Origin of the sequence: Sphingosinicella sp. YJ22, from assembly GCF_011320075.1 — a bacterium.
Lineage (GTDB): Bacteria > Pseudomonadota > Alphaproteobacteria > Sphingomonadales > Sphingomonadaceae > Allosphingosinicella.
The window spans coordinates 16,499-40,732 of sequence record NZ_JAANPA010000032.1 but is presented as its reverse complement, the minus strand read 5'-3'; the positions used below and the strand labels follow the sequence as shown (position 1 = coordinate 40,732).

Below are 24,234 nucleotides of genomic sequence, written 5' to 3'. Positions count from 1 at the left end.
GCCCCGCCGCGCCGCTCGACGGCCTGAGGCCCGCCCAGACCCCGCGCCACAGCGCCGCCGCCACCGTCGCCTGGACGCCGCGCGACGGCGCCCGCGCCTCGCTCAGCGCCCGTTATGTCGATTCGCAGTTCGAGGACGACCGCAACCGCCAGGCGCTGGATGACGCCGTCACTCTTGATGCCGTTTTGCTGTGGCCGGTGTCGCGCGGCCTGGCGCTCGAAGCGCGCGGCGAGAATGTGACTGACGCGCGGGTCGAGGCGGCAATCGGCTCCGACGGGACGATCGAACGCGCGACGCCGCGAACCTTATGGTTGGGCCTGCGCATCCGCGGCTGAGCTTAGCCCCAAAAGAAATCCGCCCGCCCGGGAGGTCCCGGACGGGCGGATGCCCTTGAAAAGGGTAGCTTGTCTTAGCTGACGTGCTTGGACAGGTGCTTGTTCATCTCGAACATCGACACCTTGTCCTTGCCGAAGATCTTCTTCAGCTTGTCGTCGGCCAGGATCTCGCGCTTGTTCTGCGGGTTCTGCAGATTGTTCGCCTTGATGTGATCCCACACCTTCTTGACCATCTGGCTGCGCGGCAGCGGCGCGCTCCCGGTGATCTCGGCAAGATCCTTAGACGGCGTGACCGGCCGCTGCAGACCGCTCTGTTGCGCATTCGCCATTTACATTCCCTCCTGTGAACCTGTGCGCTCGATTAGAACCAATACAAATCAGTTTGCAAGTGGAGTGCGTCACAGCGTGGTGAACAGAGGCCGTCTCTGAGGGCTCCCATGGGAAAGTGTGTCCTTCAGAACACGCCGAACGGCACCACTTTGTTGTCCACATCGTGACCGATATCGGCCCGGCCGAGATAGGGAATGCCGGAGCGCTCGCACCAGTAGCGCGCGATGCCCTCGCTGGTGACGCCGAAATCTGGGTCGTTTTCCGGAATGTCGGTTACCCGTCCGAGGCGGATCCCGGCGAGGCGGCGAAGCTGCGGCTGGGAGGTGATATGGAACAGTGCGCGATCGGTGCGATAGGCGTGTTCCGACACGTCCTCGACCAGAAGCACATGGCCGCCAAGGTCCGGCTCGAGCGCGGTCCCGGTCAGCAGCCCGAGCACGGTGAGGTTGAACGCCGCATAGGCCGTGCCGCGCTCCAACCCGGGCTCGAGCGAGTCCGGCGACCGCTCGGCCAGCCAGGCGAGCGCCCGAGACACCGGTGCGGCGCCACCTTCCCGCGCAACGTCGTGAACGAGAGGGCCATGTGCCACGTGCGGAAATCCCGCCTTGTAGAGCGCGGCGAGCAGGCAGCCGCTGTCGCTATAGCCAAGATAGGCCTTGTCGCGCGCCGCAGCGCCAAGCGCCGCCACCGCATCCTCGGCGATCCGGCACGCGCCGTAGCCGCCGCGCGCGAACCAGATCGCGGCGAACGCCGGGTCGTTCGCCGTCTCGACGAACGCCGCCAGACGCTCGGCGTCGGTCCCGGCGAAGTGGTTGTCCTCGCGGAAGCATTGCGGATGGAAGACCAGCTCCACGTCGGGGAAGGCCGCGGCCGCGATCGCCGCCACCCTTTGCGCGCTGTCCCGGACGAAACGCCCGCTGGGCGCGACGACGCCGATCCGCATTCACCGGTTCCCGTTTGAAGTTCCTCGCCTCTGCCAATAGGGCGGCGCGATGAACCTCGACAAACGCTATTTCTTCTGCGGGATCGGCGGCAGCGGCATGATGCCGCTGGCGCTGATCGTTCAGGGCCGCGGCGGCACGGTCGCCGGCTCCGACCGCACGCTCGACCAGGGCAAGCTCGCGGCGAAGTTCGAGTCGTTGCGTGCGCGCGGCATTCCGCTCTTTCCGCAGGACGGGTCCGGGATCACCGGCTCCGACCAGATCCTCATCGCCTCCGCCGCTGTCGAGGACAGCGTCCCCGACGTGATCAGGGCGCGCGAGGTCGGGGCCGAGCGGCTCGGCCGTGCCGAATTGCTCGCCAAGCTGTTCAACGAGGCCGAGACCGGCATCGCCGTCGGCGGCACCTCGGGCAAGTCGACCGTCACCGGCATGATCGGCTGGATCCTCCATGCCGTCGGCCGCGATCCGACCGTCATGAACGGCGCGATCATGAAGAATTTCGTGTCGCCCGAGCAACCCTTCGCAAGCGCGCTGGTCGGCCGCGGTCCCGACTTCGTCAGCGAGGTCGACGAGAGCGACGGCACGATCGTCCTCTATCATCCCCGGGTCGCGGTGCTGAACAACGTGACGCTGGACCACAAATCGCTGGAGGAGCTGAGGCACCTGTTCGGCGATTTCGCCGCCAAGGCCGAGACGGTCGTGCTCAATCTCGACGACGACGAGGTCCGCCTGCTCGCGGCGGCGCTGCCGGCCGAGAAGCTCGTCACCTACAGCCTCAACGGCGCCGAATCCCACATCAGCGGCTCGGGACTTACCGAGGAGCCGTTCGGACTCGCGCTCACCGTGACCGACCGCCGCACCGGCGAGAGCGCGCCGCTCCACCTCCAGGTCCCCGGCCGCCACAACGCCGCCAACGCGCTCGCCGCGATCGCAGCGGCCGCCGCCGCCGGGGTGCAGCTGGCCGAGGCGTGCCAGGCGATGGGCGGCTTCACCGGGCTTCGCCGCCGCTTCGAGAAAGTCGGCGAAGCGGGCGGAGTCACCGTGATCGACGATTTCGGGCACAATCCCGACAAGATCGCCGCGACCCTGCGCACGCTCCACGCCTTTCCCGGCCGGCTGCTGATCTTCTTCCAGCCGCACGGCTACGGCCCGCTCCGGACAATGGGAAAGGAGCTGGTCGACACCTTCGCCGACGAGCTCGGCGGCGACGACATCCTGATCATGCCCGACCCGGTCTATCATGGCGGCACCACCGACCGATCGGTCGGCAGCGAGACCATCGTCGAGGGCGTCAAGGCGCGCGGCCGCAATGCCGAGCATGTCGCGCAGCGCGAGGCCGCCGGGGCGCGGCTCGCCGAGCTCGCCCGCCCGGGCGACCGCATCATCGTCATGGGCGCGCGCGACGACACGCTAAGCCTGTTCGCTCAGGATCTCGTCGACCGCCTGGCGTGACTCCGGTTGCTCGACTCCGAAACAGGGCTGGCCTATCGCCGGCGCAAAGACACGAACGGGAGCCTTATGACTGACACGATGCAGGCGGCGCGCGCCGCGACGGGGACCACGGCCAGCAACGCGCTCGACCGCGTGCTTGTGCTGGAAATGGTGCGCGTGACCGAGGCCGCCGCCGTTGCCGCCTCGCACCTGATCGGCCGCGGCGACGAGAAGGCCGCCGACCATGCCGCGGTCGAGGCGATGCGCGAGGCGCTCAACCAGCTCGACTTCGACGGCACCGTGGTGATCGGCGAAGGCGAGCGCGACGAGGCGCCGATGCTGTTCATCGGCGAGCGTGTCGGCGCCGGCCGCGACAATCCGAACGCGGCGCGCATCGACATCGCGCTCGATCCGCTGGAGGGCACCACCATCACCGCCAAGGCGGGGCCGAACGCGCTCGCGGTGCTCGCCATCGCCGAGCAGGGCTGCCTCTTGAACGCGCCCGACGTCTACATGGACAAGCTGGCGATCGGCCCGGGCTATCCCGAAGGCACGATCGACCTCGGCAAGTCGGTGACCGACAACATCCGCGCCATCGCCGCCGCCAAGGGCGTTCAGCCCAACGAGATCATCGCCTGCGTGCTCGACCGGCCGCGCCATGCCGATCTGATCGCCGAGCTGCGGTCGCTCGGCTGCGGCATCCAGCTCATCCCCGACGGCGACGTCGCCGGGGTGATCGCGGTCACCGATCCGGACACCAGCGTCGACGTCTATATGGGTCAGGGCGGCGCGCCGGAGGGCGTTCTTGCCGCGGCGGCGCTGCGCTGCGTCGGCGGCCAGTTCCAGGGCCGGCTGGTGTTCCGCAACGACGACGAGCGCGCCCGCGCCGACCGCTGGGGCGTCGAGGACCTCGACCGCATCTACCATCTCAACGATCTCGCCAAGGGCGACGTGATCTTCGCCGCGACCGGAGTCACCGACGGCAGCCTGCTGGAAGGCGTCAAGCGCCGCCGCGGCTGTGTCACCACCGAGAGCGTGGTGATGCGCGCCTCGACCGGCACGGTGCGCTGGGTGAGGGGCGAGCACCGCAAGGAACCCGGCCTCCACTGCGATTAAGCTCTAGGCGGTAGCGGGCTTCCTGAACCGGCGGCTGACCGGGCGGCGGCCGCCGGCGCGGGGACCGGCCTCGATCGCCACCCGATAGGTGTCGATCACCCGGTCGAGGATGCACGACCAGCGGTAGGACTGCGATTCCTCGTGAGCGGCGCGGCCGAGCGCGATCCGCCGCGACGGATCGCAGATCAACCCCTCGACCGCATCCGCCCAGGCGCCGACGTCGCGCGGCGGCACGAGCAGGCCGGTGCGGCCATGTTCGATCATCGCCTCGGCGGCCGGAGCGATCGCGCTGACCACGGCGAGACCGCAGGCCATCGCCTCGAGGTTGACGTTGCCGAACGCCTCGGTGGTGCTCGGATTGACGAGGATGTCGGCGCTGGCGACGGCGCGGAACAGCGCGTCGCCCTCGACATGACCGGTGAACACCGCCTCGCCGATGCTCTTGGCGAGGTCGTCCTCGGCCGGCCCGGAGCCGACGATCAGGGGCCGGACCTTGTGGCCGCGCTCGCGAAGCTCGGTGACAGTGGCCTCGAAGATGTCGAGACCCTTCTCCTTCACCACGCGGCCGAAGAACAGAACCACGGTCTCGTCATCCGCAAAACCCTGGGAGCGGCGCCAGGCCATGTCGCGACGGCCGGGGTGCCACTTTTCATGGTCGACGCCGCGGCTCCAGATCCGGACATGATCCTCGAGCCCGGCGTCGCGCTGCAGTTCGCGGGCGAGGGGATCGTTGGGCACCAGCACCCAGTCGCAGCGGCCGTAATAGCGGTTGAGGCCGCGCTCCATCGCCGGCCGCATAAAACCGAGATAATAATAATCGAGATAGGTCTGGAACAGCGTGTGGAGGCTGGCGACGACCGGCACCCCGAGCTCGCGCGCGAAGCTCTGCGCCTTGTGGCCGAGCATGTCGGGCGCGGAGAGGTGAAACAGGTTCGGGTTGAAGGCGCGAATATCGTCGCGGACGCGCTTCGGAAGACCGGTCGACAGGCGGTATTCCGGACGGAACGGGATCGGGAAGGACGGCACCGACACCAGCTCGCCCGCCGGCTCGAACGCGGCATCCTTCACGGTCGGCGAATAGACGCGGACCTGCGCGCCATTGTCGATCAGGTAGCGCACGAGGCGGTTCAGCGCCTTATTGGCGCCGTCGCGGGTGATGTTGTAATTGCCGGAAAACAGCGCGATGCGGAGCCCCGCCGCTTTCCCTTTCGCCTCTTTCATTCGTCCGACGCCTCCTGCGCCGCACCTGCCAACGGCAGGGTCAAAGCAACGTTCCCCTTCATGTAGGCGACGCACGCGGCAGAAAAATGGCGGCTTAGCGGCTTGAAGCAACGCCTCGGCGGAGGCGCGTGACGATGCGGACCTCGCCGCCGGCCTCGCTGCGCTCCTCCTCGCGGACGAAGCCGCGGTCGAGCGCGAGATCTTGCCGGTGGAAGCTGTCGGCGCTGGCGACGTGACGCTTGGACGCACGCGGGGCGCGGACGAGACGGTCGGACGGCTGAAGGCCGGTGATCCGGTCGTCGATCTCCACGCCCTCAGCATCCCACGAGATGCGCCGCGTGAAGCCGAGGCCGGTGCCGCCGCGCTTGAAGATCAGCACGCGCTTGAGGAGCGCGGTGAGACGGCGGCCGAGAACGAAGCTCAGCATGCGCAGCACGATATGCTTGGGCGGCGTCGACAGGCGCTCCTTGTGCGGGAACATCTCGCCTTCGACGACGATCCCCCCTGCATCTTGCGTGAAGCGCCAGGCGTCGCTCCACCAATGGCTGACATATTGCTTGGCGCCGCGCTCGACGATCCAGCCGAAGTCGCTCGCTTCCGCCTCGCCCCGAGTGACGGTGAGGATGCCGCCCTTACGGCACGACACGACCAGGCCCGGCTCGAGATAATGGCCGCTGCCCGGGATCAGGCGCGGCTTGGGCGGCGCGGACGGCAGGCTGTCGAGCGGGCGATCGCGCAGCAGAAGGAGCGAGCGGAACACCGACTGGCCGATATAGTGGCAGATGTAACGGTCATCGACCGCGGCGAAGAAATGGTCGGGCCGGTCGGCGTTCGCGAATGCGGTGACCGCGATCAGAGCCGCATCGCGCTTCTCGGCCCCCTCGCCTTCCAGCGCCGAGCGGACGATGCCGTAGGGCACGAGGTAATCGGTGTTGCGGCTGTTGTGCTGGCCGATGCCGCGCGGCGAGGCGGCCACGAACTGGGCGGTGAAGCTCAGCGCGCTGGCGATGCTGGCGCGAAAATCCTGGTCGCCGGTGGCGTCGTAGAGGTCCCACAGGCAGTCGATGGTGACGGCGAGATAGCCGAGGTCCGGGCCGTCATATTCCCAATACCAGCCCTCCTCATGCTGCAGCGCGAGCGTCGCCGCCTTCTGACGAGCGAATGCGGCGGGATCGGCGTCGCCGGGCAGGACCTTGTCGATCCACGCCAAGGCTGCGAGGCCGGCGACCTGCTGGTTGCCTGCCTTCTCTTCCACCCGCGTGCGCAGCTGCCGCGCCGCGACGAGAAGGCCTGGGCGGATCTCTTCGACAGGCACCACGCCGGCCGCGGCGAGCTTGGCCATCGCCAGCGTCGAGAAAGCGAGCGGCGGGTAACCCTGCTCCCAAGGATAATATTCCTCGAACGCGTAATGCTTCTTCGCCCGCTCGTTCCAGAAGCGTGCGCTCGCCGCCGCGACAGCGTCCAGCGCCACCTTGTCCGCGCTCCACGCCGGATGCTGCCCGGCGAGGTGCATCGCGTAGCCCGCCTGCTGGAGGATGATCGAGGGGAAGTCGCGGATCTTGTAGTGCCACCAGTTGCGGTCGGCGCAGCCATAGAGCGGCGAGGTCGCGTCGCGGCACAGCTGCGTCAGGATGCGCGGCGCCCAGCTGCGGGCAAGGCGCTCCAGCGGCGCGTGGAGGTCGAGACCCGTCACTCGCGCTCGTCGACGATCATCTTGAAGTCGGCCAGGCCCTTGCGCTTGGTCGGCTTGCTCAGATTCTTCCACGACAGGCGCATCTTGTTGAACACCGGACCGATGACCTTCTCCGGGATCATGCGCAGCACGCCGCGCGCGAGGCCGGTGCCGCCGACGACGAACAGGCCGGAAATGGCGAGCTCCACCGCCTTGCGCGAGGCCGGCACATGCGACGGACGCATGCCGTAATCGGGCGCGGCACGGCCCCAGCGGCGGCGCCACGTATTGCGGATGTGGCCGCCGCGTTTCTTGAAGTCGATCATGTGGCCGTGCATCTCGGTCGCCTTGAGGTTGTCCTCGGGCTCCAGCGCAAGCTGACCGGCCGCCACCATCTCGGCGATCACCGCCTCCATCTTCGCGCTTCGGGTGACCACCACCGAATGGCCGCCGCCTTCCGCCTCGAACTTCGGCGACCAGGCGTCGCCTACCGACAGGTCGCAAAACTCGTTGGCGAAATCCATGCTCTGCAGGCTCGCCCGGGTGACGAAGAAGGGAATGAGGAAGTTGTAATAGACCTTCTTCGAGCGAAGCACCTTGCCGCTCTTGGTGCGGATCTCGAGATAGCCCGGCCACTCGCCGGCGCGCCATTCGAGGCTGGTGACTGGGTCGTCCTTCCTCACCCCGTGCGAGCGAAGGAAATTGTCGATCGCCGCCGGGTAGAGCGCGGTGCCGGTATAGGGCCCGAGCACGAACTCGATCTGCTGAGCCTTTGGATGGCCCGACGCCTGCAGCCGCCGAAGTGCCGCCGCCTGCTCCGGCACCAGCGTCACGGCATAGCGCTTGCCCGGCTCAAGCCGCGGCAGGATGTCGAGCACCGAAACCGGAATGTAGACCGACTGCGCGGCGGCGATGATCTCGTCGCGGCTGGTCGCGATCACCGCGCTCGCGTCGAGCGGCGCCGGCACGCCCTGGCGAACGACGATCGCGCCGTCGATTCGGCCGCTCTCGAGCAGGTGGATGAGCACCGCGGTGGTGACCCCGCCCGACGCGCCGACGGCGCGGATCGCCGGATCGGCGGCATGGCCGGTGCGGGTCGCGACGATGTTGCCGACCAGCCAGCTGTCCGGAAGCCGGCCATAATGGTCGATGTAGAGCTTGGGATAGTCGACGCCCTTGCCGGGGCACGCCTCCCAGGCGAGCTCGGGCAGGTCAGCGCCCGGCGCAAAGACGGGCTGGGGCCCGCGCGGAGTCCGCTCCATGCGCGAGGCTCCGGTCCGGTCGAGCGCGACGCAGGCGCCGCAGCCGACGCAGATGCCCGGCCGAACGACCTTGCGCTCAAGCCGCTCGGCGACCCTGTCTTGAACCTCAATGGAAATGGCGGGACTCCCTGGCTGCGGGCGCCTCTAGAGCGGCGCCGCCCCTCCCGGCAACTTTTTGATTGGACAGCGGCGCGCGGCGGGCGATAGCTCGCGCACAATTCTCAACCTCGCAAGCGAACTTTCCTCCCGTGAAGCTCATCATCCAGATCCCCTGCTACAATGAGGAGGAGTCGCTCCCCGAGGCGCTCGCCTGCCTTCCGCGCGAGGTGCCGGGCGTCGACGTGGTCGAGTGGCTGATCATCAACGACGGCAGCAAGGACCGCACCGTCGAGGTCGCCAAGGCGCACGGAGTCGATCATATCGTCGACCTGCCGGTGAACATGGGCCTCGCCCATGGCTTCATGGCCGGCCTCCACCGCGGCCTCGCGGAAGGCGCGGACATCATCGTCAACACCGACGCCGACAACCAGTATAACGCCGACGACATCCCCAAGCTGATCCAGCCGATCCTCGACCGCGAGGCGCAATATGTGATCGGCGCCCGCCCGATCCCCGACATCGAGCATTTCAGCCGCACCAAGCGCTTCCTGCAGCGCCTCGGCAGCCGCGTCGTCCAGATCGTGTCGCGGACCGACGTCGCCGACGCTCCGAGCGGTTTCCGCGCCCTCCACCGCGACGTCGCGCTGCGCATCAACGTCTTCGACAGCTACACCTACACGCTGGAATCGATCATCCAGGCGGGGCTTTCCGACTTCCGCATCGTCTCGGTGCCGATCCGGGTGAATGGCGAGACTCGGCCGTCGCGGCTGGTCAAGTCGATCCGCGACTATGTCCGCCGCTCGATCTCGTCGATCCTCAAGGCCTTCTTCGTCTACAAGCCGGGCAAGACCTTCTTCCTCCTCGGGCTGCCGCTGGCCTTGTTCGGAGCGGCGCTGATGCTGCGCTGGCTGATCCTCTATTTCGGCGGCACGGACCGGGCGCACGTGCCGAGCCTGGTCGCCGCCGCGGTGCTTCTGATCACCGCCCTGCTGTTCTGGGTCGCCGGCCTTTTGGGGGAGCTGTTCGCGATCAACCGCCGACTGCTCCAGGACATCCAGTATATGCACCGCCAGGACCGCGCCGAACGCGACACTGCGGCGCGGCTGCTGCGCGAGAGGGGCGCCGCGCACCCCGACGTCGCGCCGCCGGGCCGCATCATGGGCGGCCCGCCACGTTAGCCTCATGAAGAAAGCGATCGGGCTGCTGGTCAGCCTCGTCCTGCTCGCCATCATCTGGTGGCAGGTCAATGTCGACGCGATCCTCGCCGCCGTCGCCGCCGCTAATCCCTGGTGGCTCGCGGCCGGCCTCGCGACCGTGATCCCGCTGACCATGGTGACGGCGCAGCGCCTGCGCATGCTGTCGCGCGCGCCGCTCAGCCTCGGCGCGGCGACCCGGCTGATCCTCGGCGCCTCGACGCTCAACCTCGTCCTCCCGTCCAAGATGGGCGACGTCGCCAAGGGCGTCGTTCTGACCGGCCGCCACGGCTTCGGCACAAAGCTCGCCGTCGCGCTGGTCGTCATGGAGCGTTCGCTCGACATGGCCGCCCTGCTCTTCTGGGGCGTTCTCGCCCTGCTCTGGGTCGGCTTCGGCGAGCCGCTTTACCTGCTCGCCGCCCTCGGCACCGCCGCTTTGCTCACGATGCTGGTCGTCCTGCTCTCGCCAGGTAAGCTCGCGTCGCGAACGATCGCCCTGATCGGCCGCTGGGCGCCAGGCAAGACCGGCACCTGGATCGCCGGCTTCGCCGACGAGTGGCAGGCCGGTACGCAATGGCTGTGGGCCGAGCCCGCGCGCGCGCTCAAGGTGGTCGCGGTGTCGCTCGCCATCTGGGGCGGTCACCTCGCCCAATTCTGGCTGTTCGCCCAGGCGCTCTCGCCGGTGCCGTTCGTCGACAACATGGCGTTCGCGACGCTGGCGATCCTCGCCGGCCTTCTCCCCTTCACCATGGCCGGCATCGGCACGCGCGACGCCGCCATCCTGTTCCTCTACCGCGAGTTCCTGTCGCCAGGGCAGGCCGCGGTGCTCGGCGTTCTCGCCACCTTGCGCTACCTCCTCCCCGCCCTCGCCGGCCTCCCCTTCATGGGCGACTATCTCGACCGCAAGGGCAAGCAAGGCGCATGACGACGATGTTCCAGCTCTCCGACGAGCGGTCCTCGCGGAACCTGCTCTACGCCCTCACCGCGGTCACCGCGCTCATCTACACCTACCTCGCCTTCTTCGAGCCGGGCACGCTGACCTACGCCCCCTTCACGATCCAGGACGACGCCCGCCAGTTCCTCGCCTGGATGAGCCGTCTCGGCGATTCCGCGGCGATGCAGGGCGACCTCATCGCCGATTATTGGCAGTCGGTCTGCCCGCCCTTCTACCGCGCCATCTACGGCGCCGCCGAGGCAGTCGGCCTCACGCCGACCGTCTTCGCGCGCCTCCTGCCGCTCGCCCTTCTCGCACTCTCCGCCTGGATGGCGTGGCGGGTCGCGATGCTCATGACGAAGCGCCCGCTCGCCGCCTTCGTCGCCGCCGCCTTCGTCATCGGCTTCGTGATCCACGAGGATTCGATCTACAGCGCCACCCCGCGCGCCTTCTCGACGCCGCTGTTCCTCGTCTTTCTCGACGGCCTGCTGCGGGGTCGCGCCTGGACGATGATCCCGGCTTTGTTCGTGCTCGGCCTACTCTATCCGAGCACCGCCATCGTCGGGGTCACCATGATCGGCCTGTCGCGCATCGGTTGGCGCCCGTTCCGGATCGATTTCGACCTCAGGTCCTGGCTGCTCGGCGGCCTCGCCGCCGGCGCGGTCGTGCTCGCCGCGCTTCCGCTCGCCGATTCCGCCGACCGTTGGGAGCCCTCGCTCACCGTCAGCGAGGCTCTCGCCATGCCCAACCTCGGCACGCCCGAGGGCCGGAGCACCATCGTCGGCCTCGACGGCGACATCGACTATCTCTGCTCGGCGCGGATGGGCGTCCTTCCCGAGATCGTGCCCTGCTGGTCGACCCGCTGGGCGGTCGTCCCCAACATCCTGCTGCTGTTGCCGATGTTGCTCCTTGCCTGGGACGCGGTGCGCCGCACCCGCTACCAGCCCGACGAGGAGCCTGGCGACCTCGTCTATGTCTGGGCGATCCTTGCCGGCGTCGCCTGGTTCCTCGCCGCGCTCGCCGTCGCGTTCAGCCTTCACCTGCCGAGCCGCTTCACCCAGCGCACGCTGTCGATTCTCGAATTCCTCGCCATCGGCCAGATGCTCGGCCTGCTGCTGGACCGCTGGGCGGGCGAGGGCCGGCGCAAGGGCCTCGCCATCGTCGGCGGCCTCACCGGCTTGTTCCTGCTCGCCGCCTTCGCGACGCCCCTTCCCGGCTTCAACCGCCCGAGCGATCCGGACGCCATCCGGCGCGTCGCCGCGATGCCTCAAGGCACGATGATCGGCGGGGTCAGCGACCAGCTCGACTTCATCCCCGCGCTGACCGGCCGCGAGGCGCTCGCCACGATCGAGCATTCGATTCCGTATCACACCGGCTATTTCGGCCCGCTTCAGCAGAGGCTTGAGGTGAGCCTCGCCGCAGTCTCGGCGCCGGACCCGGCCGTTCTCGCCGATTATGTCAGCCGTTTCCGCGTCGATGTGATCGCCGTCGACCGCACGCTCGTGGAGAGCGGCGAGCTTCCGGACCGCTGGGCCACCGTCGTTCCCCGCGCGGTCGGAGAGGCCCGCGCGATGCTCGCCCGCCAGCCGTCTGTCCTCCAGCAGCGCGCCGCCGGCTGCACCCTGCACCGCGGCGAATTGGTGCTTCTCGACGCGCGCTGCCTCGTAACCGGGAGCCGCAACCCCATATAGCGGCGATGGTCCCCTTCTCCGTCCTCGATCTCGCGCCGGTTCCCGAGGGAAGCGATGTCGGGACCGCCCTCCGCAATTCGCGCGATCTCGCCGGCCACGCCGAGGCGCACGGCTACAACCGCTTCTGGATGGCCGAGCATCATTCGATGCCGGGCGTCGCCAGCGCTGCGACCGCGGTCTGCCTCGCCTATGTCGCCGAAGGCACGTCGACGATCCGCATCGGCGCCGGCGGGATCATGCTGCCCAACTGGTCGCCGCTCCAGGTCGCCGAGCAGTTCGGCACGCTCGCCGCGCTCCATCCCGGCCGCGTCGACCTCGGTCTCGGCCGCGCGCCAGGCACCGACCAGGCCGCAGCCCGCGCCTTGCGCCGCAACCTCGCCACCGACGCCAACCAGTTCCCCAACGACGTCGTCGAGCTGATGGACTATTTCCACCCGTCCGAGCCGCGCCGAGTCCGCGCCGTCCCGGGCGAAGGCCTCGACGTGCCGATCTGGATTTTGGGATCGAGCCTGTTCGGCGCGCAGCTCGCGGCGATGCTCGGCCTGCCCTACGCCTTCGCCTCCCACTTTGCGCCCGACGCGATGATGCAGGCGATCCAGGTCTACCGTTCGACCTTCCAGCCCTCGGCGCAGCTCGCCGAGCCCTATGTCATGCTCGGCTACAACGTCTTCGCCGCCGACAGCGACGAGGAGGCCGAGCTTCTCGCCACCTCGATGCAGCAGGCCTTTGTCGCCCTGCGCACCGGCAATCCCGGCAAGCTCAAGCCGCCGGTCGCCGGCTATCTCGACACCTTGGGGCCGGGGGAGCGCGCGATGATCGACAACGTCCTGTCCTGCTCGGCGATCGGAAATCCCGACAGCGTGCGCCGCCAAATCGAGGAGTTCGTCGCCCGCACCGGGGCCGACGAACTGATGATCACCAGCCAGATCTACGACCATCAGGCCCGGCTGAAATCCTACCGCCTGCTTGCGGAGTCCTTCGCTCCGGTTCCTGCCTAGGCAGCCGCCTCTGCCGGAATGTCCGGCACCGCCCCCTCCGGCAGCGCGCCGATGATGCCCTTGAGCTCGGTGAACTCCTCGATCCCATATTTGCCGAACTCGCGCCCGTTGCCGGACTGCTTGTAGCCGCCGAACGGGATGTTCGGGTCGAGATTGGCCGAGTTCACGAACACGCTTCCGGCGCGAAGCTTGCGCACCACGTCGCGCGCCTGCGCCGGATCGCCCATCACGTAGGCGGCGAGGCCGTAGACGGTGTCGTTGGCGATCCGGATCGCCTCCTCGACACTGTCGTAGACCAGCACCCCGAGCACCGGCCCGAATATCTCCTCGCGGGCGATGGTCATGTCGTTGGTGACGCCCGCGAACAGGGTCGGCTTGACGTAATAGCCGGAATCCTTGCCCTCGGCCCGGCCGGGGCCGCCGGCGACCAGCTCGGCGCCTTCCTCGATGCCCTTGGCGATCAGGCCCTGGATCTTCTCATATTGCGGCCGGTTCACGACCGGGCCGATATGCTGGCCTTCCTTGAGCGGCTCGTCGACCGCTGCCTTCTCGAAGAAGGCGCGAAGCCAGGCGACCGCCTCGTCATACTGGCTGCGGTGGACGAGCAGGCGCATCGGCGCGATGCAGCTCTGGCCCGAATTCATCAGCAGGCGCAGAGCGGCGCCTTTCAGCGCCTTGTCGAGCGGTGTGCCCGGCAGGATGATGTTGGCCGACTTGCCGCCAAGCTCCTGGTGGACCCGCTTGACCGTGTCGGCGGCATTCTTGGCGACGAGGATCCCGGCGCGGGTCGAGCCGGTGAAGCTCACCATGTCGACGTCCGGATGCTTCGCCAGCGCGGTGCCGACGCCCGGCCCGTCGCCCTGCACCAGGTTGAACACGCCCGCCGGGACACCGGCGGCATGTACCGCCTCGGCGAAAATCGCGGCGCAGCCCGGAGTCTGCTCGGACGGCTTCAGCACCACGGTGTTGCCGGCGGCGAGCGCCGGCGCGAGCTTGGCAGTGATCTGATTGAGCGGCCAGTTCCACGGCGTGATCAGCGCCACGACGCCGATCGGCTCGCGAAGCACCATGTTCGGCCCGACCTTCTCCTCGAACTCGAAGTCCCTCAGCGCCGCGATTCCGGTGACGAGGTGGCCGAGCCCCGCGCCAACCTGCGCCGTGCTCGCCATCGAGATCGGAGCGCCCATCTCCTCGCTGATCGCCCGCGCCATCTGCGGCATCCGCGCCTGATATTCCGCGACGATCCGCTCGAGCAGGGCGACCCGCTCTTCCTTGCTCGTCGTCGAGAAGGTCTCGAACGCCCGCCGCGCCGCGGCCACCGCCTTGTCAACGTCGGCTGCGCTTCCGAGCACCACCTCGGACACCGGCTGCTCGGTCGCCGGGCTGATCACCTCGTGCCGGCGGCCGCCCTCGCTCTCGACCCACTGGCCGTCGATATAATGACGCAAATAGCTGTTCACGGCGCCGCTCCATTGAGGATGTTCGGCGCCGCTCTGCTACCGCGCGGGTGACGAGTCCAGTGGCCGCCGATCCGTCAGGCCGGAAGCAGCAGCCCTGCCAGCGCGGCGCTCATCAGGTTTGCAAGGCTGCCGGCGACCAGCGCCTTGATGCCAAGCTTGGCGATCATCGGGCGCTGGTTGGGGGCGAGGCTCCCGGTCACCGCCATCTGGATCGCGATCGAGCTGAAATTGGCGAAGCCGCACAACGCGAAGGTGACGATGGCGCGGCTGCGCTCGCTGATCTGCGCCGCCTGGAGCTGGCCGAGGTCGATGAATGCGACGAACTCGTTGAGCACCACCTTGGTGCCGAACAGGCCGCCGGCCATGCCCGCCTCGTTCCACGGGATCCCGATCAGGAACATGACCGGCTGGAAGACGAGGCCGACGATGCGCTGGAAGCTCAAATCGGGGTAGCCGAACTGGGCGCCAATGCCTCCGAGCAGGCCGTTGGCCAGAGCGACCAGGGCGACGAAGGCGAGCACCATCGCGCCGACCATCACCGCGAGCCGGACGCCGACCTGAGCGCCTTGGGCTGCGGCCATGATCACGTTGGCGGGCCGCTCGCCCTCCTCGAAGGTCTCGGCAACCTCGACCTTTTCCTCGACCACTCCGCCGGCGCCGGCCTCGGCCGTCCCGGCGAGCGGAAGCTCCTCCTGGGTGGGCGGCACGTCGGGCATCATGATCTTGGCCATCAGGATGCCGCCCGGGGCCGACATGAAGGCGGCGGCGAGCAGATAGGGAAGCGCGGCGGGGCCGAGCAGGCTGGCATAAGCGGCGAGGATGGTGCCGGCGACTCCGGCCATGCCGACGGTCATCACCGTGAACAGCTGCGGCGGGGTGAGTGCGGCGAGATAGGGGCGGATGACGAGCGGGGATTCGCTCTGGCCGACGAAGATGTTGGCCGCCGACCCCAGCGATTCGACACGGCTGATTCCGGTCACCCAGCCGATCGCGCCGCCGACCCAGCGCACCACCCGCTGCATGATGCCGAGATAATAGAGGATCGCGACCAGCGAGGCGAAGAAGATGATGACCGGCAGGGCGGCGATCGCGAAGGTGTTGGCGAGCGGGTTCGACGCCGACGGCCCGAACAGGAATTCGGTGCCCTTACCGGCATAGCCGAGCAGGTTGGAGACGCCGGTCGAGAGGGTGTCGAGCGTCCGCTGGCCCCACGGAGTCTGGAGCACGAGCACTGCGATTCCGGCCTGCAGGGCGAAGGCCGCGCCGACCACCCGAAGCCTGATCGCGCGTCGATTGCTGGAGAGCAGGAAGGCGATGCCGAGAATGACGAGGATGCCGGCAATGCCGATCAACGGATGCGTGCTCAGGGTGGGTGCCTTCCTGGCTGGAACGAGCGCGGCTGCGCGGGACGGCGCGGAGATTGGCGCGGCCTTGGCGCGAAGGCAAGCGGGCGCGTCTCACGCCGCGACACAGGGCGACACAAGCCCTTGCCACTGTGGCTTTCCTGCCCCTAGTCAGGGACGATGACCACCGAGACCACCGCCCCCGCCGCGCCGGGTATCTCCCGCTCCCTGTTCGTCCTGTCGATCTTCTACGGCGGCATGGTGTGCATCGCCGGCGTGCTCGCCAACAAGCAGGTGACCCTCGGGCCGATTTCCGAGCTGGGCACCGTGCTGGGAGTCGGCTCGCTCGCCGTCGAGGCCGGGATCTTCGCCTTCCTGTTCCTCGTCGCCGTATCGAGCGCGGTCGCCGAGCTGTTCGGGCGGCGGACCGCCAATCAGCTGGTGCTTCTCGGCTTCATTCCGTTGATCGTCTCGACCTTGCTGGCGCTGCTGGTGCTGAGCCTGCCCGCCGCGCCGTTCATGACCCCGGAATCGCAGGCGGCATTCGAGCGGATGATGGCGCAGACGCCGCGCATCTGGATCGGCGGAATCACCGCCTACGGCATCTCGCAGATCCTGAACGTCTACGTGTTCAGCGTCCTCAAGCGCGATGGCGGAGGCCTGCTGTGGCTGCGCGCCGCGGTCGCCGCCATGCTCAGCCAGGCGGTCGACACCCTCATCTTCATCACCGTCGCCTTCTACGATCCGCAGGCGGGCTTCGCGGCGCTCGAGCCGCTCCTCGTCGGCCAGATGCTCGCCAAGGTGGTGCTGTCGGCGGTCGCGGTGCCGCCGCTGATCGTCCTCGCGGTGAAGCTCGGCCGGTCGCTGGATCGCACGCCGACCACCTAGCACCCGCTCGTCCCGAGCGATGAATTCGGGCGCTTCTGACCTACTCCGTGGTTTCGCCCTTCCACTCGTCATTGTCGTGGTCGCGCTCGGCCTGGGCCTTGTCCTTGTGGACGGTGCCGTCGCGATGCTCGGGCGGGCCGTAGATGGTGTAGAGCTTGAGCGGCGCGTCGCCGTCGTTGATCACATTGTGGCGCGCGCCGGCCGGAACGATCACGGCGAAGTCGTCCTCGACCTCGTTGGCCTTGCCGTCGATGACGATTGAGCCGCGGCCTTCCTCGATGCGGAAGAACTGGTCGCGGTCCTCGTGCACTTCCTCGCCGATGTCGCAGCCCGGCGGCAGCGTCATCAGTACAAGCTGGAGGTGCTTGCCGGTGTAGAGGACTCGCCGGAAATCCTCATTCTCCAGCGTGCGCGCCTGGATGTCGTCGACATAGCCCTTCATTGTCCGCTCTCCTTGGTCCCTCGGCCGGTCAATGCCGCGCCGCCGGGAAGGGTTCCGAAGCGCCTAGTTGCTGTTCTGCGCTCCCGGCACGGCCGGCGGCGGAGCGGCGAGGTTGGTGTCGCTCAGATTGGCCGCGGCATCGTCCTCGGCCTCGGGGATCGGCGACAGCTCGTCGCCGCCGATCGCACTGTTGAGGTCGCCGGTCACCGCCACGTTGGACGTGGCATTGTTGCTGATGTTGGTCTCTGCATCGCCGCAGGCGGCAAGGGCGAGGGCGCCGAGCGCGGCGGCGAGGATACGGATCGTCATGACGTCGCCCTTACCGCGCCGCCGCCGCCGCGTCACGCCGGTCTGTTGGCTCAGCCGACCCGCACCCAGGTCTGCGACTTGCACAGGAAGCGGCCGATCAGGCAGCCGCGCGCGACCACCGCATTGGGACCGGACAGGCGCAGGGTGCCGGAGAAGGTCCGGCCCATGTCGGGCACGAACACGCGCCCGCCCCAATAGCCCTCGCTCTCGCGGCGGAACTCGCGGAACAGCTGGGTGCCGAGCAGGTTGGGAGTCCCCGATTCGCGCGCCGCCGCGATCGCCTGCCGGCTCGCCCAGGCGACCGTGCCGCAGACGTTGGATCCGCACGGCTGGATGCGGACGTGGACGGTGTTCTTGGGATTGCGCCACACGCCGGCCAGCTGCCGCGTGTCGCTGGTCTGCGCCGAAGCCTCCATTCCGGACGTGGCAAGCAAGGCGGCCGCGGCCACCGCGGTCACGGCAAACTTACGCATACGAAACTCCCAACCCGCTCTCGAACAAGCGCCCCGCGGCTCAGCTAGGTGCGCGGCCAAGCGATATCAACAGCCGAAGATATGCTGCGACAACAGGCGGTTAGGAGCGGGATGCGGCGCAAATGCGGCGATCGTTCGCCTCCCGCGTGGCGCCCTGGAGTGAGGACAGGGCCTGCTAGGCCGCGCTTCGCGCGCCGCCCAGAAAGGCGCCGCCCTCGCCGCGGTGGAACTGGATGCCGAGCATCAGGCTCTCGGCGATGCGCTCGGCTTTCTCCTGCATCGCCGCGGCGCTCTCCGCGTCGAGCAGCGCGTTCGTCGTCTCGCGCCACAGGCCGAGCCAACGCTCGAAGCTCGCCGGGTTGATCGCGTCGCCATGCTTGATGTGCGCGGGCAGCGGCCGGCCCTTGTAGCGTCCGCTGGTCAGCATGACCGACGACCAGAAGGCCTGCAGCCGGTCGAGATGCTCCGGCCAGTCGTCGATCGCGCCGTTGAACACCGGGCCGATCAGATCGTCCTGCCGCACCCGCGCGTAGAAGGTGTCGACGAGCCGCTTCAGGGAGCCTTCGGTGATCGGGGAAGTCATGGCTTGGTCTCGTATCGTCAGATTGCGGCGCGATTGGGCGCGATGACGGACCGGATCGCGGCGACGAGGCCGTCGCACAGCAACGGCTTCTCGATCAGCCGCGCCCCGGCCGCGGAAATCGCCCTCGACATGGCCCGCGTCGGGTTGCTCGCCAGGATGATGGCCGGCGACGACAGCCCCTCTTTCTTGAGCGCGGCGAGCAATTCGAGGCCGGTGCCGCTGTCCATGCGGTTGTCGAGCACCAGGCAATCCGCCGCCGGCGCGACGATGCCGGCGCCGCTCTCATGATCCTCGACCGCGAAGCCTTCGAGCTCGAGCGAGAACTTGAGAGCGGCGCGCAGGGCGGGGTCGCTTTCGACGAGGAGGATTCGAGGGCGGTGGGTCACGTCGGTCTCGATGGAGTGACGAGGCGGCGGGTTGCCCCGCCGCCCCGGATGGTCTCGCTCAGGCGGCCTGCTTCCAGTTCGGCTGGAGCTCGGCGTGCGGCGGGCAGGGCGCGATATTGCCCTGCGGCAGCCCGGCGATCTCATTGGCGAAGCTGTGGTTGACGTCGCGGTGATGGGCTTCGTCGGCCCGGACCACGAGAACCACGTCGCGCAGCGTCGCGTCGTCGGCCAGGCCCCAATAATCCTTGGCGATCTGCGGCGCCGGCACGTTCTCGGAACGGCCTTCGTCGATCTCGGCGAGATAGTGGGTATAGCTGATCACCGCCTCCTCCTCGAAATAGCCGACGACGCGGTGGGCGGTCTTCGAGCTGGCCAGGTAGAGCAGGAAGAAGAAGCAGTAGAACACCCACTGCACGCCGATGATCACCGCGCGCTCGAACAGGGTCGGCTTGGAGATCTCGATGAAGGTCATCAGGTGCATGCGCTCATTCTCGGCCTCGTCCATGAGCGTCTTGATCCAGCCCTTGTCGTGGCACATGCGGCGAAGGCAGGCGAGGTGGTTGATGGTCGCGCCGACCATTCCGGGGACCGCGGCGACGGTCTCGAGGACGACGGCGCGGTGGCCGTAGCGCTCGGCGAAGAAAGTGTCGGCGGTCCACCGCAGCAGCTTGGTGAAGCCGAACGCGATACGGTCGGACACGCCCTTGGGCTGGTGGTGGACGGAGAGGTCGATGAACGGAGCGGTCACTGGACTTCCTTTCGAAACAAATGCTTGGTCACTGGCGCTTGGTCACTGGGTCGTTGCGGAGCTCCTTCTATTGGCGGTAGCGAGGGCCCGAAATTCGGGTCTTGCCCCTAAGTAGTTTCGCGGAGGCGCGGCGGCGGGCCTCCTTCGCCTAGAGGAGAAGGATGAAGCGGCTGTCAGCCCAGCGTGCGCGCCCGCAGGTGGCGAACGGCCGGTTCGGTCCCGCGGCGGCGTGCGCGCTCGCGGTTGCTGCCGTCGGCGCCGGCCTCGCCGCCCGCTGGGGCCTCGATCCGCTGCTCGGCCAGCGCGCGACCTTCATCTTCTTCGTGCCCGCGGTCGTCCTCGCCGCCGCCCTCGCCGGCCTGTGGCCGGGCGTGTTCGCGACCCTGCTCGGCGCCGCGGCCGGGCTCGCCGCCGATGCGCTCGGGGGGCCGCTGGGAGTCGGCAATCTGGTCGGCGCCGGCGTGTTCGTGCTGGTCGGGTTATCCGTCACCACCGGCGGCGAATGGTTCCAGCGCGCGCGCCGCCGCGCCGAGGCGATCAACCGCGACCTCCTTGAGCGCGAGGACCATCTCCGCTCGATCCTGGAGACCGTGCCCGACGCGATGGTGGTGATCGACGAGGCCGGCCTCATCCACAATTTCAGCCACGCCGCCGAGCGCCTGTTCGGCTGGAGCGCCGACGAGGTCCGCGGCCGCAACGTCAGCATGCTGATGCCCTCGCCCTATCGCGAGCAGCACGACGGCTATCTCGAGCGCTACTACCGCACCGGCGAGCGCCGCATCATCGGCATCGGCCGCCTGGTCGTCGGCGAGCGGAAGGACGGCTCGACCTTTCCGATGGAGCTCGCGGTCGGCGAGATGGGTCTCAGCGAGGGCCGCTTCTTCACCGGCTTCATTCGCGACCTCACCGAGCGCCAGCAGACCGAGACGCGCCTCCAGGAGCTTCAGACAGAGCTGGTTCGCGTGTCGCGCCTCACTGCGCTCGGCGAGATGGCGTCCGCCCTCGCCCACGAGCTCAACCAGCCGCTGTCGGCGATCGCGAATTATCTGAAGGGCAGCAGGATGCTGCTCGCCCGCGACGAGGTTCCGACCGACAAGGTCGCCGACGCCGTCGACCGCGCCGCCGACGAGGCGCTTCGCGCCGGCCAGATCATCCGTCGCCTGCGCGATTTCGTCGCCCGCGGCGAGACCGAGCGGCGCATCGAGAGCCTTCCCAAGCTGATCGAGGAAGCGAGCGCCCTCGCTCTGGTCGGCGCCAAGGAGCATGGCATCCGCGTCCGCTTCGACTTCAGCCCCGACATCGACCTGGTCCTCGCCGACAAGGTCCAGGTCCAGCAGGTCGCGCTGAACCTCATCCGCAACGCCGTCGACGCGATGGCGGACAGCGAGGACGGCCGCCGCGACCTCGTCGTCACCGTCGCGCCGGACGAGGACGACATGGTCCGGATCAGCGTCGCCGATACCGGTCCGGGCATCGACCCCGAGGTCTCCAATCAACTGTTCCAGCCGTTCATCACGACCAAGGTCACCGGCATGGGCGTCGGCCTGTCCATCTCGCGCACCATCGTCGAGGCGCATGGTGGCCGCATCTGGGCCGAGCCCAATCCGGGCGGCGGCGCGGTTTTCAACTTCACGCTGCAGAAGGTCCGCAAGGAGGAATTGTTCGATGAGTGAGCCGGTGATCCACGTGATCGACGACGACGATTCGGCGCGCCACTCGCTCGCATTCCTCATCGACTGCGCCGGCATGAAGGTGCGCAGCTACGCCGCGGCGACCGAGTTCCTCAAGGCGGTTCCGGGGATCGAGCCGGGCTGCATCGTCACCGACGTGCGCATGCCGGAGATGAGCGGGCTCCAGCTGATCGAACGGCTGAAGGCGCGGGGCGTCGCTCACCCGGTCATCGTCATCACCGGCCACGCCGACGTGCCGATGGCGATCGAGGCGATGAAGCAGGGCGTCGCCGACTTCATCGAGAAGCCGTTCAGCGACGACGCCATTCTCGGCGCGATCCGCTCCGCCCTCGCCCGCGCCGACGGCCGAAGCCAGCGCGACGCCGAGAAGGCCGAGGTCTCATCGAAGATGGCGACCCTGTCCCAGCGCGAGCGCGAAGTGCTTCACGGCCTCGTCCAGGGCCATGCCAACAAGGTCATCGCCCACGATCTCGACATCAGCCCCCGCACGGTCGAGGTCTATCGCGCCAACGTGATGACCAAGATGGCCGCCGGAAGCCTGTCCGAGCTGGTGCGGATGGTGACGATCGCCGAACTGGCCGGCTGAATCGCGGCGCCTATTCGGCCATCGTCTCGCCCGAGCCGCCGACGTCCGCCGGGAAGTCGCGGTATTTGGGCAGGCCGTCCTTCATCGGCAGCACCGTCTCCTGATAGTGGAGATGCACCGCCGGCTGGAAGTCGAGGTCCGGTATGGTCGCCGCGTGGACGTCGATCAGGCCGAGGCTGGGATGGTCGACCATGACATGGCCGCCGCAATCCGCGCAGTAGCGCCGCCCGCTGAAGTCGGTCTTGTTGTACGTGGCGAGCCTGTCCTCGCCGCGGGTCACCCGAACGTCGTCGGACTTCCACAAGGTGAAGGCGTTGACCGGCGACGCCGAATGCGCGCGGCACGACCCGCAATGGCAATAGCCCATGGCCGCCGGCGCGCCCGTCGCCTCGATCTCGACATTCCCGCAGAAACAGCTGCCCTTGTACGTCTCCGTCATGCGATCCCCTCCATCGCTGCCGGCCCGGACTCGGCCGGAGCCCCGATCATGCAACAGCCGAGCCGCCGCTGGCAATCGACCGGGGCGTCGGTTAGCCTCCCGGCAGCGATCGGGAGGGGGCATTGCCGGACGTCTTCATCTCCTATTCGAGCAAGGATCGGGCCGTCGCCGAGCGCGTGCGCGATGCCCTCGGCGAGGCGGGCTATGACGTGTTCTGGGACCAGGAGATCCCGGCCGGCACCGACTGGGACACCTGGATCCGCGAGCGGCTGACCGGCTCGCGGCTCGCCATCGTGCTGTGGAGCAAGGCGAGCATCGCCTCGCCCAACGTCCGCCACGAGGCGATCATCGCCCGCGACGCCGGCGGCCTCCTTCCGCTGATGGTCGACGATCTCGCGCCGACCGATTTTCCGATGGGCCTGTTCCTCGTCCAGGCGCTCAAGGTCGGCCGAAGCCAGCGCGAGTTCAACGCGGCCAGGCCCAAGCTGCTCGACGAGGTGCGCGAGCGGATTGGCGAGCCCGGCGCCGGCGCCGGCGCCACCGCCGCGCCGCGGCCCAAAGCCCGGTCGAAGCGGGCCAAACGAGTCGCGATCGGGGCGGTCCTCGCGATCCTGCTTCTGGCCGCGCTGGCGGCCTTCTTCTGGCCGACGCTCAGATACAGGATCGACCCGGATGCGCCGCCGGTCGCCGCCGAGCAGCTGAGCGCATCGGTGGAGCGCGAGGGACTGGCGCGCGAGCGGGTGGCCCGAAGCGCCGAGACGGCGCTGAGCGGAGACCGGGAGGCGATCGGCACGAGCTGGGCATGGTTCGCCGGCCAGCTGATCAGCGCCGCGCCCGAGGAGAGCCGAAGCTTCGCCGACGGCTATTTCCGCTACCTCGCCACCGTCGAGCAGCCCGACTGCGGCTGCTTCGTCATGGAGGACATCCCCAACAGCATCGGCAACGGCTGGGTGATCGTCACCGCCGCGCAATATCGGCGCCCGGCGCCGCCGCGCCTGCTCGAGACCATCCTCGCCGCCCAGCATGCCGAGGGCTGGTGGACGATCAGCCTCAACGGCGTTCGCCAGCAGGCCAATGCCGCCGTCCACGCCACCGCGATGCTGACCATTGCCCTGGCCGAGGCGCGCCGCGCCGGCATCGTCCCGCCGGCCGCCCGTCCGCGGGTCGACGCTGCTATCCGGCGCGCCACCAACTGGCTCAACCGCGGCCCCGAGGCGGGCGCCAACTGGGCCGACTATCCCAATGACGAGCGCCGCTCCGAGCATCTCGTGTTCGCGGCGATGGCGACGGTGGCGACCGAGGTCGCGGGCGGCACCCAGAGCGACCAGGCGGCCCGCGCCTTCCTCCGCTCGGTCGACACGCTCCCGCCCGCGATCGAGCATTTCCCGTCCGGAGCCTATGTCGAGCTCGAAAATGGCGAGCGCTACATCGACAATTACCGCCATCCGGTGTCGCCCTGGATCGGCGCCGCGTCGGTGCTCGCCTATCGCCGGGCGAACGCGTCCAACCGCGCCAGGCTTCGCCCGGTGATCCGCGCCTGGCTGGACGTCGATCTCGGCGACGAGAATCTGCTGCGCCAGGATTGGATCACCGGCGAGACCCTGTTCCTGCGCGCGCTCGCCTTCCGCCACTACAGCCCGGACCAGCCCGCGACACGCTGAGC

At 68.6% G+C, this 24,234-nt stretch carries 24 protein-coding genes and 1 pseudogene; 11 read left to right on the top strand and 14 right to left on the bottom strand.

What is annotated here, in order from left to right:
- Positions 1–335 (top strand): annotated as a pseudogene (locus G7B71_RS11710) (TonB-dependent receptor); the annotation flags it as partial.
- Between the two features lie 74 nt (positions 336–409).
- Here the strand turns inward: G7B71_RS11710 and G7B71_RS11705 are convergent.
- Positions 410–664, bottom strand: coding sequence for an SWIB/MDM2 domain-containing protein (locus tag G7B71_RS11705; protein WP_166041079.1), 255 nt, complete (start codon positions 662–664; stop codon positions 410–412).
- Positions 665–789: 125 nt separating this feature from the next.
- Positions 790–1,608, bottom strand: a complete 819-nt coding sequence (locus G7B71_RS11700) for an LD-carboxypeptidase (RefSeq protein WP_166041077.1) — start codon at positions 1,606–1,608, stop codon at positions 790–792.
- A 49-nt stretch (positions 1,609–1,657) separates the two neighbouring features.
- On the opposite strand from G7B71_RS11700, the gene G7B71_RS11695 reads away from it, so the two are divergent.
- Together G7B71_RS11695 and glpX are read left to right on the top strand one after the other, a co-directional pair.
- Positions 1,658–3,058, top strand: coding sequence for a Mur ligase family protein (locus G7B71_RS11695; protein ID WP_166041075.1), 1,401 nt, complete (start codon positions 1,658–1,660; stop codon positions 3,056–3,058).
- Positions 3,059–3,124: 66 nt separating this feature from the next.
- Entirely contained in the window at positions 3,125–4,153 is a 1,029-nt protein-coding gene (gene glpX / locus G7B71_RS11690) for a class II fructose-bisphosphatase (protein ID WP_243406222.1), read from the top strand.
- 3 nt (positions 4,154–4,156) lie between these two features.
- Here glpX and G7B71_RS11685 read toward each other — a convergent pair whose 3' ends face one another.
- The 3 genes from G7B71_RS11685 to G7B71_RS11675 form a co-directional block, all read right to left on the bottom strand.
- Entirely contained in the window at positions 4,157–5,374 is a 1,218-nt protein-coding gene (locus G7B71_RS11685) for a glycosyltransferase family 1 protein (RefSeq protein ID WP_166041073.1), read from the bottom strand.
- Positions 5,375–5,468: 94 nt separating this feature from the next.
- Positions 5,469–7,067 (bottom strand): hypothetical protein, encoded by a 1,599-nt coding sequence (locus tag G7B71_RS11680; RefSeq protein WP_166041071.1) that lies wholly within the window; start codon positions 7,065–7,067, stop codon positions 5,469–5,471.
- Positions 7,064–8,308, bottom strand: a complete 1,245-nt coding sequence (locus tag G7B71_RS11675) for a coenzyme F420 hydrogenase/dehydrogenase beta subunit N-terminal domain-containing protein (protein WP_166041069.1) — start codon at positions 8,306–8,308, stop codon at positions 7,064–7,066. The genes G7B71_RS11680 and G7B71_RS11675 overlap by 4 nt, the downstream gene beginning before the upstream one ends.
- Positions 8,309–8,556: 248 nt before the next feature.
- Here G7B71_RS11675 and G7B71_RS11670 point away from each other — a divergent pair, with 248 nt between their 5' ends.
- The 4 genes from G7B71_RS11670 to G7B71_RS11655 are packed head-to-tail and all read left to right on the top strand — an operon-like array spanning position 8,557 to position 13,223.
- Positions 8,557–9,585, top strand: coding sequence for a glycosyltransferase family 2 protein (locus G7B71_RS11670; protein ID WP_166041067.1), 1,029 nt, complete (start codon positions 8,557–8,559; stop codon positions 9,583–9,585).
- 4 nt (positions 9,586–9,589) lie between these two features.
- Complete coding sequence (locus G7B71_RS11665; RefSeq protein WP_166041065.1) at positions 9,590–10,525, top strand: lysylphosphatidylglycerol synthase transmembrane domain-containing protein; 936 nt, start codon at positions 9,590–9,592, stop codon at positions 10,523–10,525.
- Positions 10,522–12,225 (top strand): hypothetical protein, encoded by a 1,704-nt coding sequence (locus G7B71_RS11660; RefSeq protein ID WP_166041063.1) that lies wholly within the window; start codon positions 10,522–10,524, stop codon positions 12,223–12,225. Before G7B71_RS11665 ends, G7B71_RS11660 begins: the two co-directional genes overlap by 4 nt.
- A 5-nt stretch (positions 12,226–12,230) precedes the next feature.
- Positions 12,231–13,223: an LLM class flavin-dependent oxidoreductase gene (locus G7B71_RS11655; RefSeq protein WP_166041061.1), complete on the top strand. Its 993-nt coding sequence runs from the start codon at positions 12,231–12,233 to the stop codon at positions 13,221–13,223.
- Here the strand turns inward: G7B71_RS11655 and G7B71_RS11650 are convergent.
- Both G7B71_RS11650 and G7B71_RS11645 read right to left on the bottom strand, forming a co-directional pair.
- A complete protein-coding gene (locus G7B71_RS11650) occupies positions 13,220–14,683 on the bottom strand; it encodes an aldehyde dehydrogenase family protein (protein WP_166041059.1) in 1,464 nt (487 codons plus the stop codon). The genes G7B71_RS11655 and G7B71_RS11650 overlap by 4 nt on opposite strands.
- 74 nt (positions 14,684–14,757) lie before the next feature.
- On the bottom strand, positions 14,758–16,035 hold the full coding sequence (locus tag G7B71_RS11645; protein ID WP_166041057.1) for a nucleoside transporter C-terminal domain-containing protein: 1,278 nt from the start codon (positions 16,033–16,035) through the stop codon (positions 14,758–14,760).
- A 171-nt stretch (positions 16,036–16,206) separates the two neighbouring features.
- Here G7B71_RS11645 and G7B71_RS11640 point away from each other — a divergent pair, with 171 nt between their 5' ends.
- The gene (locus G7B71_RS11640) at positions 16,207–16,914 is read left to right on the top strand and encodes a queuosine precursor transporter (protein ID WP_166041055.1); all 708 of its coding nucleotides are present in this window, start codon (positions 16,207–16,209) and stop codon (positions 16,912–16,914) included.
- 40 nt (positions 16,915–16,954) lie between these two features.
- On the opposite strand, the gene G7B71_RS11635 is transcribed toward G7B71_RS11640, so the two are convergent.
- From G7B71_RS11635 to G7B71_RS11610, 6 genes are all read right to left on the bottom strand, one after another.
- On the bottom strand, positions 16,955–17,356 hold the full coding sequence (locus G7B71_RS11635; protein ID WP_166041053.1) for a cupin domain-containing protein: 402 nt from the start codon (positions 17,354–17,356) through the stop codon (positions 16,955–16,957).
- A 63-nt stretch (positions 17,357–17,419) separates the two neighbouring features.
- Entirely contained in the window at positions 17,420–17,665 is a 246-nt protein-coding gene (locus G7B71_RS11630; RefSeq protein WP_166041051.1) for a hypothetical protein, read from the bottom strand.
- Between the two features lie 50 nt (positions 17,666–17,715).
- Entirely contained in the window at positions 17,716–18,138 is a 423-nt protein-coding gene (locus G7B71_RS11625; RefSeq protein WP_166041049.1) for a DUF2147 domain-containing protein, read from the bottom strand.
- Between the two features lie 175 nt (positions 18,139–18,313).
- Complete coding sequence (locus G7B71_RS11620) at positions 18,314–18,721, bottom strand: group III truncated hemoglobin (RefSeq protein ID WP_166041047.1); 408 nt, start codon at positions 18,719–18,721, stop codon at positions 18,314–18,316.
- A gap of 17 nt (positions 18,722–18,738) precedes the next feature.
- Positions 18,739–19,107 carry a response regulator gene (locus G7B71_RS11615; protein WP_166041045.1) on the bottom strand — a complete coding sequence of 123 codons (369 nt, stop codon included), beginning with the start codon at positions 19,105–19,107 and terminating at the stop codon, positions 18,739–18,741.
- Between the two features lie 58 nt (positions 19,108–19,165).
- Positions 19,166–19,855, bottom strand: a complete 690-nt coding sequence (locus G7B71_RS11610; protein ID WP_166041043.1) for an alternative oxidase — start codon at positions 19,853–19,855, stop codon at positions 19,166–19,168.
- A gap of 161 nt (positions 19,856–20,016) precedes the next feature.
- Between G7B71_RS11610 and G7B71_RS11605 the strand changes: the two genes are divergently transcribed.
- Positions 20,017–21,528 carry a PAS domain-containing sensor histidine kinase gene (locus G7B71_RS11605; protein WP_166041041.1) on the top strand — a complete coding sequence of 504 codons (1,512 nt, stop codon included), beginning with the start codon at positions 20,017–20,019 and terminating at the stop codon, positions 21,526–21,528.
- Complete coding sequence (fixJ, locus tag G7B71_RS11600; RefSeq protein WP_166041040.1) at positions 21,521–22,132, top strand: response regulator FixJ; 612 nt, start codon at positions 21,521–21,523, stop codon at positions 22,130–22,132. The genes G7B71_RS11605 and fixJ overlap by 8 nt, the downstream gene beginning before the upstream one ends.
- A gap of 10 nt (positions 22,133–22,142) precedes the next feature.
- Here fixJ and G7B71_RS11595 read toward each other — a convergent pair whose 3' ends face one another.
- Complete coding sequence (locus tag G7B71_RS11595; protein WP_166041038.1) at positions 22,143–22,571, bottom strand: GFA family protein; 429 nt, start codon at positions 22,569–22,571, stop codon at positions 22,143–22,145.
- Positions 22,572–22,693: 122 nt separating this feature from the next.
- On the opposite strand from G7B71_RS11595, the gene G7B71_RS11590 reads away from it, so the two are divergent.
- Positions 22,694–24,232 carry a toll/interleukin-1 receptor domain-containing protein gene (locus G7B71_RS11590; RefSeq protein ID WP_166041036.1) on the top strand — a complete coding sequence of 513 codons (1,539 nt, stop codon included), beginning with the start codon at positions 22,694–22,696 and terminating at the stop codon, positions 24,230–24,232.
- Positions 24,233–24,234: the final 2 nt, after the last annotated feature.